This is a genomic window from Mycolicibacterium sp. lyk4-40-TYG-92, assembly GCF_030209435.1.
In the GTDB taxonomy this organism is placed as follows: Bacteria; Actinomycetota; Actinomycetes; order Mycobacteriales; family Mycobacteriaceae; genus Mycobacterium.
The window spans coordinates 347,482-359,559 of sequence record NZ_JARVRX010000007.1 but is presented as its reverse complement, the minus strand read 5'-3'; the positions used below and the strand labels follow the sequence as shown (position 1 = coordinate 359,559).

General features: G+C 68.1%; 12 protein-coding genes. 5 read left to right on the top strand and 7 right to left on the bottom strand.

All coding sequences use genetic code 11. The features are described 5' to 3' along the window. On the bottom strand, positions 1–229 hold a 229-nt coding region (locus QRN63_RS14035), incomplete at its 3' end, for an alcohol dehydrogenase catalytic domain-containing protein (RefSeq protein WP_285031360.1). 113 nt (positions 230–342) lie between these two features. On the opposite strand from QRN63_RS14035, the gene QRN63_RS14030 reads away from it, so the two are divergent. Continuing rightward, a complete protein-coding gene (locus QRN63_RS14030; protein WP_285031359.1) occupies positions 343–1,161 on the top strand; it encodes a serine hydrolase domain-containing protein in 819 nt (272 codons plus the stop codon). Here QRN63_RS14030 and QRN63_RS14025 read toward each other — a convergent pair. Then, the gene (locus QRN63_RS14025; RefSeq protein WP_267319136.1) at positions 1,158–2,576 is read right to left on the bottom strand and encodes an NCS2 family permease; all 1,419 of its coding nucleotides are present in this window, start codon (positions 2,574–2,576) and stop codon (positions 1,158–1,160) included. The genes QRN63_RS14030 and QRN63_RS14025 overlap by 4 nt on opposite strands. A gap of 255 nt (positions 2,577–2,831) precedes the next feature. On the opposite strand from QRN63_RS14025, the gene QRN63_RS14020 reads away from it, so the two are divergent. Further along, positions 2,832–3,347, top strand: coding sequence for a DUF3145 domain-containing protein (locus QRN63_RS14020; RefSeq protein ID WP_267319135.1), 516 nt, complete (start codon positions 2,832–2,834; stop codon positions 3,345–3,347). A gap of 35 nt (positions 3,348–3,382) precedes the next feature. Here QRN63_RS14020 and QRN63_RS14015 read toward each other — a convergent pair whose 3' ends face one another. From QRN63_RS14015 to QRN63_RS14005, 3 genes are read right to left on the bottom strand one after another with little or no spacing between them, the layout of a single operon-like run. Then, positions 3,383–4,840 carry a flavin-containing monooxygenase gene (locus tag QRN63_RS14015; protein ID WP_285031358.1) on the bottom strand — a complete coding sequence of 486 codons (1,458 nt, stop codon included), beginning with the start codon at positions 4,838–4,840 and terminating at the stop codon, positions 3,383–3,385. Next, the gene (locus QRN63_RS14010) at positions 4,840–5,754 is read right to left on the bottom strand and encodes a patatin-like phospholipase family protein (protein WP_285031357.1); all 915 of its coding nucleotides are present in this window, start codon (positions 5,752–5,754) and stop codon (positions 4,840–4,842) included. Before QRN63_RS14010 ends, QRN63_RS14015 begins: the two co-directional genes overlap by 1 nt. After that, positions 5,751–6,635: an SDR family oxidoreductase gene (locus QRN63_RS14005; RefSeq protein WP_285031356.1), complete on the bottom strand. Its 885-nt coding sequence runs from the start codon at positions 6,633–6,635 to the stop codon at positions 5,751–5,753. The genes QRN63_RS14010 and QRN63_RS14005 overlap by 4 nt, the downstream gene beginning before the upstream one ends. Before the next feature lie 115 nt (positions 6,636–6,750). Here QRN63_RS14005 and QRN63_RS14000 point away from each other — a divergent pair, with 115 nt between their 5' ends. Further along, positions 6,751–7,389 carry a TetR/AcrR family transcriptional regulator gene (locus QRN63_RS14000; protein ID WP_285031355.1) on the top strand — a complete coding sequence of 213 codons (639 nt, stop codon included), beginning with the start codon at positions 6,751–6,753 and terminating at the stop codon, positions 7,387–7,389. Positions 7,390–7,397: 8 nt separating this feature from the next. On the opposite strand, the gene QRN63_RS13995 is transcribed toward QRN63_RS14000, so the two are convergent. Together QRN63_RS13995 and QRN63_RS13990 are read right to left on the bottom strand one after the other, a co-directional pair. Further along, entirely contained in the window at positions 7,398–8,300 is a 903-nt protein-coding gene (locus QRN63_RS13995; RefSeq protein WP_267319130.1) for a diacylglycerol kinase, read from the bottom strand. After that, entirely contained in the window at positions 8,297–9,877 is a 1,581-nt protein-coding gene (locus tag QRN63_RS13990; RefSeq protein WP_502888132.1) for an FAD-binding oxidoreductase, read from the bottom strand. Before QRN63_RS13990 ends, QRN63_RS13995 begins: the two co-directional genes overlap by 4 nt. A 50-nt stretch (positions 9,878–9,927) precedes the next feature. Between QRN63_RS13990 and QRN63_RS13985 the strand changes: the two genes are divergently transcribed. Further along, complete coding sequence (locus QRN63_RS13985) at positions 9,928–10,503, top strand: TetR/AcrR family transcriptional regulator (protein WP_285031353.1); 576 nt, start codon at positions 9,928–9,930, stop codon at positions 10,501–10,503. Continuing rightward, the gene (locus QRN63_RS13980) at positions 10,500–12,017 is read left to right on the top strand and encodes a glycerol-3-phosphate dehydrogenase/oxidase (protein ID WP_285031352.1); all 1,518 of its coding nucleotides are present in this window, start codon (positions 10,500–10,502) and stop codon (positions 12,015–12,017) included. The genes QRN63_RS13985 and QRN63_RS13980 overlap by 4 nt, the downstream gene beginning before the upstream one ends. Positions 12,018–12,078 lie beyond the last annotated feature (61 nt).

Below are 12,078 nucleotides of genomic sequence, written 5' to 3'. Positions count from 1 at the left end.
TGACGCCGTCGCCGATTGCTTCGACCGTGCCGGCGGCCTCGTGGCCGAGCAGGAACGGGTATTCGTCGTTGATGCCGCCCTCGCGGTAGGTGAGGTCGGTGTGGCACACCCCGCAGGCGATGATGTCCACGACGACCTCACCGGGTCCGGGATCGGGGATGACAATGTCGACGAGCTCGATGGGCTGCTTCTTGGCCCGGGAAATCACACCACGCACTGTCTGACTCATGGCTATAACCTAATGCCTCGGGGAAGAGTTGGAATCGTGTCCATACGAATGTCTGGTCAACCGCGGCTCGGCCCGTGCCCCTTGGTGTTTCGATTTGTGACAGGGTCGTGGTCGTGACCGCTCTCGAGCTGCTGGATTCCTGGCCGGTACCGCACGCCGCGGCTGCGGTGGTGTCACCTGCCGGTGTGCTCGCCACGCACGGACCCGTCGACCGGGCGTTCCGGCTCGCGTCGGTGACCAAGCCGCTGGTGGCGCGTGCCGCGCAGATCGCGATCGAAGAGGGTGTCGTCGAGCTGGACACCCCGGCCGGCCCGCCCGGGTCGACGGTGCGCCATCTGCTCGCGCACACCTCGGGTCTTGCGATGCAGACGCCCGATGCCATCGCCGCGCCCGGCGCGCGCCGCATCTACTCGAATGTCGGGTTCGCGGTGCTGGCCCAGGTGCTGCAGCACGAGTCCGGCATCGAGTTCGCGCAGTACCTGCGCGAAGCGGTGTTCGAGCCGCTGGGGATGAGCGATTCCGACCTGCCGGGCGCGGCCGAAACCGCCGGCTACGGCGCCTGGTCCACCGTGACCGACCTTGCGGCGTTCGCCGGTGACCTGTTGCGTCCGGCCCTGGTGTCGACGCCCATGCACGCCGACGCGATCTCGGTGCATTTCCCGGGTCTCGATGGGGTGCTGCCGGGGTTCGGGTCGCAGCGCCCGAACGACTGGGGTCTGGGTTTCGAGATTCGCGACGGCAAGCACCCGCACTGGACGGCCGCGGCCAACTCGGGCCGGACATTCGGCCATTTCGGTCAGTCGGGGACGTTCCTCTGGGTGGATCCGGAGGCGGACCTGGCGCTGGTCGTGCTGACGGACCGCGATTTCGGGGACTGGACGCACGCCGCGTGGCCGGAAGTGTCCGCCGCCGTCGTGCGGGAGTTCGGCTAGCGGACGACGCCGATCATGCTGTCGATCCAGCCTCGCGCGAAGAACAGCAGGAACCCGGCGGCGACGACCCACAGCAGCGGGCTGATCTCTTTGATGCGGCCCGACGCCGCGCGCAGCACGGCCCAGGCGATGAACCCGACGCCGATGCCGTTGGCGATCGAGTAGGACAGCGGCATGACGGCCACGGTCAGCACCACCGGCAGGGCCACCGAGAAGTCGGAGAAGTCGATCTCGCGCAGCACCGAGACCATCAGGGTGCCGACGATCACCAGCGCGGCGGCCGCGACCTCGGTGGGCACGATCTCCGTGAGCGGCGTCAGAAACATTGCGGCCAAGAACAATCCACCGGTCACCAGGCTCGCCAGGCCGGTGCGGGCACCTTCGCCGATGCCGGTGCCCGACTCGACGAACACCGTGTTGGACGACGCCGACACCGCGCCGCCGACCACCGCGCCGGTGCCCTCGATGACCAGGGCGGACTGCAGGCGCGGGAAGTTGCCGTGCTCATCGGCGAGGCCGGCCTGCCGGGACAGGCCCGTCATGGTGCCCATGGCGTCGAAGAAGTTGGTGAACAGCAGCGTGAACACCAGCATGAGCGCGGCGATGGCGCCGATCCGGCCGAAGCTGCCGAAGTCCACGTGACCGATCAGTGACAGATTGGGCACCGCGAACGGGGAACCGGACAGCGTCGGGACGGACAGGCTCCAACCGCCGGGCTTCTCCGTTGCCGAGCCGAGGTGCCAGATGGCCTCGACAGCAGCGGCGACCACAGTTCCGCTGATGAGGCCGATGAGGATGCCGCCGCGCACCTTGCGGGCGACAAGGACGCCCGAGGTCAGCAGGGTGAACACGAAGATCAGGGTGGGAATCGCGCGGACAGAGCCCGTGCCGCCGGCGCCCAGGCCCAGCGGCGGTGACGGATGACCCGTCGACGCGACGAAGCCGGCGTTGACCAGTCCGATGAACATGATGAACAACCCGATGCCGGCGGTGATGGCCAGCTTCAGCGGCATGGGTACCGCGTCGAAGATCATGCGCCGCAGCCCGGTGACGGCCATCGCGACGATGATGAGGCCTTCGATGACCACCAGCCCCATCGCTTCCGGCCAGGTCAGGACGCCCACCACGGAACTGGCCAGGAATGAGTTGATGCCAAGGCCGGCAGCGAACGCGAACGGCAGGCGGGCGACGACGCCGAACAGGATCGTCATGGCGCCGGCCGCCAATGATGTCACCGCGGAGACCTGGCCGAATGGGAGCTTGTGCCCGGCGATGTCTGCCGTGCTCGACAGGATGATGGGGTTCAGCACGATGATGTACGCCATCGCGATGAAGGTCACGGCGCCGCCGCGCAGTTCGGCGGCGACGGTTGAGCCGCGTGCGGAGATCTCGAAGAACCGGTCCAGGGCAGTCACGGTTAGAAGATAGATGGCGTGCTGGGGCTCCGCGCAGCTGTTGGCGCGTGTCCGGGAATTGGTGAAGTGTTCGGCCATGAGCCGCCAACGGGCCTGATCGCGGTGCGATTCTGAGGCCGTCCTGAGAGATTGCGCGACAGACTAGCGCAACAGGGGTCTCACGCGGCACAATAGACACGCACTAAACAACTGCAACATTTCAGCAACACCAGGTCGTTGGGGAAGACGTCCCTCGTGGAGCTGAAGGAGCAGATTATGCGTGCGTCGAACCAACTCGCCGACGCGACGACGGGCGTGGTGTATATCCATGCCTCTCCCGCGGCGGTATGCCCGCATGTGGAGTGGGCACTTTCGTCGACTCTGTCGTCGCGGGCGAACCTCAAGTGGACGCCCCAACCCGCCATGCCCGGTCAGTTGCGCGCCATCACCAACTGGATGGGGCCCGTCGGCACCGGAGCTCAGCTCGCGAGCGCCTTGCGCTCGTGGTCGGTGCTGCGCTTCGAGGTGACCGAGGACCCGAGCGCGGGCGTCGACGGACACCGCTGGTGCCACACCCCGACCCTGGGCCTGTGGAGCGGTTCGATGAGCGCCAACGGTGACACCATGGTCGGCGAGCAACGCCTGCGCACCTTGATGGAGGGGGGCGCCGACATGCTCGCCGCCGAACTCGACACCGTCCTGGGCACCGCCTGGGACGAGGCTCTGGAGCCCTACCGCGGCGGCGGCGCCGAGGTCGGCGAAGTCAGCTGGCTCAACCGGGGTGTCGGCTAGAACTCCGCCGATTCGTCGAACATGAGCTTGTTTGGTCAACTGACCCGGTAGTGCTCCGGCTCCGGTTCGCTCAGCATGCGGGTGATGGTGCCGACGTCGAACGGCCACAGATCGATGGTGCCGCCCTCGCTGAAGTACCAGGAATTGCAACCGGTGTTCCACACCGTCGGTTCCATGGCTTCGATCGCGGCGGCGTTGAACTCGTCGGTGGCCTCCTCGGTCACCTCGACTTCGTTGATCTCGCCGCGCTCGAACCGCTCGATCCACTTCACGATGTACCGCGCGGTCAGTTCCGCGGTGTACTGCAGCGAGATGGACCCCGTCGGCGAGTTCGGGCCGAGCGCGGTGAACAAGTTCGGGAAGCCGGGAATCGCGGTCATCCGGTAGGCGCGTGGGCCCTTGACCCAGGCGTCGTCCAGGGTGAGGCCATCGCGGCCCACCACCTGCATCGGGCGCATGTAGTTGTGCGCCTGAAAACCTGTGGCCAGTACCGCGATATCGATCCGGTGGTGCTCGCCCGCGGTGGTGCGGATGCCGGTCGGCGTGAACTCGGCGATGCGATCGGTGACCAGTTGGGCGTTGGGGGCGGTGATCGCCTGGTAGTAGGTACCCGACAGCACCTGCCGTTTGCACAGCGGCTGGTAGTCGGGGGTGAGTTCGGCGCGTAGCTTCGGATCGCGGACCTGGGCGCGCAGGCTCAGCCGGGCGTACTGCTGCACCAACTTGCGCCGCCACGTCGGCTTCGTCACGATGTCGACGAGAACGCTCGAGCCCCACAGCGGAATACGTTCGGCGACAGCCTGATACAGCTGCGGCACGGCCCGCAGCAGGGCGGTGACGGCACCCAGCTGCGGCAGTTTCATCGGTGCCCACAGCATCCACTGCGGGGACCGGGCGAAGTGCAGCAGCTTGCCGGCTTCGGGCTGCAGCGCCGAAACCACCTGCACGCCGGTCGATCCGGTGCCGATCACGGCGATGCGCCTGCCCGCGGTCTCCAGTTCGGCATCCCATCGGGCGGTATGGACGACGGTGCCCTCGAAAGAGTCCATGCCGGGGATGTCTGGCGTGAAGGGGTGGTGCAGCACGCCGGTGGCGCAGATGACGAAATCGGCTGTCAGCGTGTCATTCTCGGTCGTTACGGTCCAGGTGTGTTCGTCCTGGTCGTAGTGCAGTGCCGTGACTTCGGTGTTGAGCCGCAGATGGTTGTCGAGGCCGAACCGCTCGACGACGTCGCGGTGATACTTCTGAATCTCCTGGCCGCCCGCCCAGATGTGGCTCCAGTCGGGCTTGGGGGCGAAGGCGAACTGGTAGATGTGCGACGGCACATCACACGTCAGCCCGGGGTAGCGGTTCCAGTGCCAGACCCCACCGACGTCCGAACCCTTCTCCAGGATGGTGAAGTTGGTGAACCCGGCCTGCTGGAAGGTGTACGCGGAGGCGATCCCGGCGACGCCGGCGCCGATGATGACGATGCGCGGATCACGTTTGCTCATCAGGACTCCCAAGCTCGACGCACCGTGTTCGGTGCGGTGGTCATGGCGGATTCGAACGCCGCGCGCCGCTTGCTGCGCAGCATGAAGTTGGCGCCGAGGCCGGCCAGATCGTCGGCGTCCGGCCGGATCACGACGACCTCGATGCCGCGGGCGCGCGCGGTGGCGATCTCGGCATCCAGCACCGCGGACATCGGACGGCGGAGCAGCCGGTCTTCGAGGATGCCGCCCAATCCAGGTGCGCGAACACCGCTTTCGGAGGCCATTGGGGTGATGACGTAGATCAGGTCGGCATCGTCATGGCTGATGAGGTCGACCGACGCAGTGGACGCGGCGCCGCCGTCGACGAACTTGCGGCCCCCGATGCTGACCGGCGGCATCCAGCCCGGGACACCCCACGACGCCCGGAGTGCTTCGTCTGCAGTGGCTTTCGGTGCACCGGGCGCGCCGAACGCCACCCGCTCGCCGTGCTGGTAGTCGAATGCCACCATGCGGGCCCCCGGATGGTCCAGCCAACCCGACTTGTTGGCGAATCCGGATGCCAAGCGCTGCAGCCATGTTGCATCGGCGCGCCCCGTCGGTGCGATGCCGGTGACCGCGGCCAGGCCGTTCTGGCTGCGCAGGAGAGCCGGGTTCAGCAGACGGGGTGCCGGCAGGGGTGGCAGGCTCGGCGGCGTCGCTTCGATGTGCTGACGCAGACGTTCGTCGGTGCTGGTGCCGCGGTGCATTGCCACCAGGTCGTCGACGGACGCGCCGCCCCCGAGCATGGTGACGATCTCGGCGCCCGCCGAGGTGCCCTGGAGCACCGAGGCTTCCCGCGGGTCCCACCCCGTCTGTTCCTGCAAGGCGTGCAGCGCCGCGACGATCCACGCGCCGCCGATGGTCCCGCCGCAGCCGATGGCCAGTGCACGCTTCACGCCTGCGCCTCTGAATCCGATTCGGCAGCATGCTCGTTCGACTGCCGCTCGATCCGGTTCAGGTAATCCGACCGGCCGACCGGGTCCAGGGCGGTCAGTGCCCGGCGGTCATCGATGAGCGAGCGTGCCGCACGTTGCACGAACTCCGGGACCAGCGCATCGACCAGTGCCCAACCGGGGGCCACCCATTCCGGCACCGAGGTGCGGGCGGCCTTGGTGCGCAACGTCTTCAGGATGGCCTGTGCGACGTCTACGGGGTCGACTGTCGGCATGCCGCCGCCGAGTTGGACGCCCGAGGACAGTTCGGTGCGGACCGCTGACGGCAGCACCGCCGATACGGTGACACCGGTTCCGGCGTATTCGGTCCGTGCCGCCAGTGACGCTCCGACCGCGGCGAACTTGCTGGCGTTGTAGGTGACCATGCCGGGCACGGGGATCATGCCCGCCATCGACGCGACGTTCACGACGTGGCCGCGGCCGCGCGCGACCATCGACGGGATCACTGCCCGCATGCCGTTCAGGACGCCGCGGACATTCACGTCGAGGATCAGGTCGGTCGTGGCCTCGGCTTCGGACTCGAATGCGCCCAGGGGCATCACGCCGGCGTTGTTGATGAGGACATCGATATGGCCGGATGCCGTGACCACCTGGCCGACGAATTGGTCCCAGGACTCGCGCCGGGTGACGTCGAGGCGTGCGCTGCGACAGCCGGGAATTCTGCGAGCAGTCTGCTCGGCGATGTCGGCGTCGACGTCGCCGATCCACACCGCGGCGCCGTGCTGCGAGAAGAGTTCGGCGGTCTTGGCGCCGATGCCCCGGGCACCTCCGGTGATGACGACGGTTGCGCCGTCGAGCGCTTGTGTGCGTCGCGCTAGCTGCATCGATAGCCTCGTATCTGCTGGTAGAAGCCTCGCCGGCTCATTCGAATACCCACGGTATCCGAATCCTCTGAGTAAAGCTAGTACTCCCGGTATCGCAAACCACTAACATCGACGCATGCCGCGATTGACCAGGGCGCAGCGTCAGGAGCAGACGCGCGCCGAACTACTCGACGCGGCGAAGGCGCGGTTCCTCGCGCACGGATATGCGTCCACCAGCCTCGAGGACATCGCCGACGACGCCGGCTACAGCAAGGGTGCGGTGTATTCGAACTTCGGCAGTAAGCCGGTTCTGTGCCGGGAAGTGCTGGAGGCCATCCACCGCGACAAGTTCTCCGAGATGTCCGAGCTGGCGATGTCGGATGCCGACGTCCCGAGCCGGGTCGAGGCGGTGAATGCCTGGCTGGAACGCACCGCCGGCGACGTGGGCTGGACGATGCTCGAACTCGAATTCGTGGTGTTGTCGCGCAATGACCCCGAGCTGGGGCAGATGATCACCGATCTGCGCAACGAAGGTGCCCAGATGGTCGTCGAGGTATTGCGTTCGCTCGCGGTCGATTTGGGGCTCGGTGAAGAGCAGTTGGTCGCCGCCGGGGTGATCGACAGCTTCGACGACATCGGCAACCTTTTTCTCAGCGCCGGCATCGGGCTCGGGATTCAGCGTGCCGTCGATCCGACACTGTCGGCACGGCCGGTCACCGGCGCCATCACCCGGTTGATGAATCTGCTTGCGCTGCTTGCGGCTACGCAGGACTGAATGCCGGGCTACGGAACCAGGACCCGCAACGCATTCGGGACCGCGGACACCGTCACCGGCAACGGGCACACGAATTCACCGTCGGCGTAGGCGTTTATCCCGGGCACATCGATGGTGACGGTGCGGGCCCGCCGCGTGGTCACCTCGTCGAGGTGGACATGCGTGCCCTTGAAGACCGTGGGGAACAAGCGGATCAACTTGAATCGCGAGTCCGAGGCCGCCATCGTGACATCCAACAGGCCGTCGTTGAGGTCCGCGCCAGGGCAGATCAGCATGCCGCCGCCATAGCTCTTGCCGTTGCCGAAGGTCGCCAGTGTCACCGGTATTTCCTGCTCCGGGCCGCCGTCGAAACTGACCCGCGACGTGTGCAGCCGCAACTGCGACAGTTCGACCAGCATCGCCGCGTTGTACCGCATCCGGCCCCGCGGCCACGTCATCCGGTTGGCGCGATCGGTGACCAGCGAGTCGAATCCCGCCGACATCACCGTGCCGAACCAGCGCACGGTGCCGTCGGCGCCGTCGATCCGGCCCAGGTCGATGGTCCGGGTGCGGCCCGTCGCGATGATGTCCGCGGCGGCTTCCGGGTCGTCCCGCGGAATCCCGAACTCGCGGGCGTGGTCGTTGCCGGTGCCGGCGGGGATGATGCCGAGTGGCACATCGCCCTGTGCAAGTGCTTGCAGCGCAAGGGAAATGATGCCGTCGCCGCCGGCCACCACCACGGCGTCGGTGCCGTGGTCGAGTGCCTCGTCGAGCAGTTGTCGGGCATGCGCGGCGTCGGATCCGATCAGCTCGACCACGTCGACGCCGCGGCGTTGCAGCCGCACGACGGCGCGCTGCGCCGCCGCGGAGCCCCGTCCCTGGCCCGAGGCAGGGTTGGTCAGCAGGGTGACTCGCTGCAGCGTGCCTGTCACGGGATCAGCTTGCCAGGGTTGAGGATTCCGCCGGGATCGAGGACGTTCTTGACGGCGCGCAGCACCTCGACGCCCAGGTCGCCGACCTCAGCCGTCATCCACGGCTTGTGGTCGGCGCCGACCGCGTGGTGGTGGGTGATGGTGGCGCCGCAGCGCACCATCGCCTCGGACGCAGCGGTTTTCGCCGCGCGCCACTGCTCGATCGGGTTGCCGCGCTGGCCGGCCACGACAGTGAAGTACAGCGAGGCGCCGGTGGGGTAGACGTGCGAAATGTGGCACATCACCAACGCCGGTGTGCCGCTTTCCTGCAGCGACGTCGTCAGCGCCTCGGTGACGGCGGCCTTCAGCGCCGGCACGTTGGACCACGTCGTCGCTGTCTCCAGGGTCTCGCACAGCGCGCCGGCCGTCAGCAGCGAGTCGCGCAGGTAGGGCGCGCCGAACCGGCCGTGCTGCCAGGCGCGGGCCGGCGCCTCGCCGAGCGACGTGCCGCCTTGCGCGGCCAGCAGCGCGCGGGTTTCGTCGTGACGGCTCTCGGTGTGCGCGGACGAGCCCTCGAACAGGGTGATCGCCAGACAGCCACCGGTGATGGTCTGCTCGCCGATGCTCTCCGTGGTCGCCAGGTTGATGCCGGTCTCGACCTCATCGGACAACCGGATGACTGTCGGGCCGGTGCCGGTCTGGATGACGGCACGCAAAGCCGCTGCGCCGGTGGCGAAGTCGGGGAAAGACCAGGCCTCGTAGCGGGTGGTCTCGGGCACCGGGTGGACGCGCACCCGAACCCGGGTGATGACGCCGAACGTGCCCTCCGACCCGACGATCAGCTGACGCAGGTCGGGCCCGGCCGCCGACGCCGGGGCGCGGCCGAGGTCGAGGACGCCTGCGGGGGTGACGACGGTCAGCCCGCGCACCATGTCGTCGAACCGGTTGTAGCCGGCCGAGTTCTGGCCCGACGACCGCGTGGCGGCGAACCCGCCGATGGTGGCGAATTCGAAGCTCTGTGGGAAGTGGCCGAGCGAAAAGCCCTCGGCACCAAGGAGTTCCTCGGCCTGCGGGCCGGTGACGCCGGCCTCGAGCTCGGCCTCGCCGGACTCCTTGTCGAGCGCGACCAGCCGGTCCAGGCGGCGCAGGTCCAGTGACACGACGGCGTTGAAGCCGGTACGGATCGGGTCGAGTCCGCCGACCACACTGGTGCCGCCGCCGAACGGAACGACCGCGATGCGATGTTCGGTGCAGTACTGCAGGATTCGCGCGATCTCGTCTTCGGAGCCGGGCAGCAGGATCGCGTCCGGTGCATCCTGCTCGCCGGTGTCCTTACGGCGCAACAGGTCCAGCGTCGACTTGCCGCCGGCGCGCAGCAGGCGGTCATGATCGCCCGTGCGGCAGAAATCGTCGCCGACGATCGCCGCGAGCGCGACGCGGTCGGCGTCCGCCAGCGCGGACGGGCGCAATGTGACCTGGTCGGCTTCGAGCTCCTCCGCCGGGGCCGCGTCGATACCCAGCGCCGCGGTCAGCAGGCCGCGGATGCCGTCGGACAGCGGCTTCGCTGCCGCGGGGTCGCCCCAGGCGTTCCACTTCATCGGCGGTTCGAGGTGGTCACGTGTTGCGGTCATGCGTTACAGTATTACACATGATGTCAATCAGTAACGATGAATCGGTCGACGGCCGAATCATCGACGCTGCGGCTGACTGCGTGATCGCCTTCGGCGTGGACCGCGTGACGCTGGCCGAGATTGCGCGTCGGGCCGGGGTCAGCCGGCCGACGGTGTACCGGCGCTGGCCGGACACGCAGGCGATCCTCGCGGCGCTGCTGACAGCACGAATCACCAACGCGCTCAATGAGGTTGCCGTCACCGGCGCCGACCGCGAGGCGATCGTCAAACGGATGGTCGGCATGGCGGAGCGACTCCGCGACGACGAGGTCATCATGTCGGTGCTGAGCAGCGCACCCGCCCTGGCGATGGTCTACATCTCCCAGCGGATGGGTACCAGCCAGCAGATCCTCCTCGAAGTGCTGGCCGGCGCGCTGGACACGGCGCAGGTCGACGGCAGCGTCCGCGCCGGCGACCCCAAACAGCTCGCCGCCATGTGTCTGCTGATCGTCCAATCGGCCATCCAGTCGGCGCAGATGGTCGCACCCGTCCTCGACGTCGCCGCGCTGGACATCGAACTTGCCCACTCGCTGAACGGATACCTCAAGCCATGACCAGTGCCCTCAATGCGGCCCGCCGCACCTCTGAACTGGCGGCTCTGGCCGACGGGGAGAGCGTCGACGTCGTCGTCATCGGCGGTGGCATCACCGGTGTGGGTATCGCGCTGGACGCCGCGACGCGCGGACTGTCGACGGTGCTCGTCGAGAAACACGACCTGGCGTTCGGCACCAGCCGGTGGAGTTCCAAACTCGTCCACGGCGGCCTGCGCTACCTGGCAACGGGCAACGTCGGGATCGCCCGGCGCAGCGCCATCGAGCGCGGCATCCTCATGAGCCGCAACGCTCCGCACCTCGTGCACGCCATGCCGCAACTTGTGCCGCTGCTTCCCGAGATGAACCGGGCCTCAAGGGCTTTGGTACGCACCGGATTCATCGCCGGTGATGGCCTGCGCCGCCTCGCCGGCACCTCGGCCGCGGTCCTGCCGCGCTCGGGTCGTGTCGACGCGGCCCGAGCGGCGGAGCTGGTGCCCGCGGTCCGTCGCAACGGACTCGACGGCGCGTTGCTCGCCTACGACGGCCAGCTGATCGACGACGCCCGCCTGGTCACCGCAGTGGCGCGAACCGCCGCCCAGCATGGGGCCCGCATCCTCACCCGGGTGGCGGCCTCCGGTGCCACGGGCACGTCGGTGCGGCTGACCGACCAGCTCACCGGCGAGTCCTTCGACCTGACCGCGCGCGCGGTGATCAACGCCGCCGGCGTGTGGGCCGGCGAGATCGACGGCGCGATCAAGCTGCGGCCCAGCCGCGGTACCCACCTCGTGTTCGACGCCGCGGCGTTCGGCAATCCGACTGCGGCCCTGACGGTTCCGATCCCCGGTGAGCGGGGCCGGTTCATCTTCGCGATGCCCGAACAACTCGGCCGCGTGTACCTCGGTCTCACCGACGAGGACGCACCCGGCCCCATTCCCGATGTGCCGCAACCGACTCCGGCCGAGATCAAATTTCTGCTGGACACCGTCAACACCGCGCTGGCGACGAGCCTGGGGCCGGACGACGTCCTGGGCGCCTATGCCGGGCTGCGGCCGCTGATCGACACCGGCGAGGGCAACACCGCCGACGTGTCCCGCGATCACGCCGTCGTCGAGTCGGGCAACGGTGTGCTCAGCGTCATCGGCGGCAAACTCACCGAATACCGGTATATGGCCGAGGACGTGCTGAACCGGGCGGTGTCGCTGCGCGGCCTCCGCGCGGGGGAGTGCCGGACCCGGAATCTGCCCCTGGTCGGGGCTCCGGAGAACCCGGTGGCGGTGGATCGTGTTGCGGCGCTGCCGGAGTCGTTGGTGGCGCGCTACGGCGCCGAGGCGCCTAACGTGTTCGCCGCGGCCACCTGTGACCGTCCCGCCGAGCCGGTGGCCGACGGAATCGACGTCACGCGGGCGGAATTCGAATACGCGGTCACGCACGAGGGAGCGCTCACCGCCGATGACATCCTGGACCGTCGGACCCGGATCGGGCTGGTCGACGCCGACCGCGACCGTGTCGCCGCGGTGGCGCAGGATTTCATCTGACGGTCGGATCGTGCGCGTTGGAATCAGGATGATTCTGACGGAATCGCGGCCACGTCCGGTG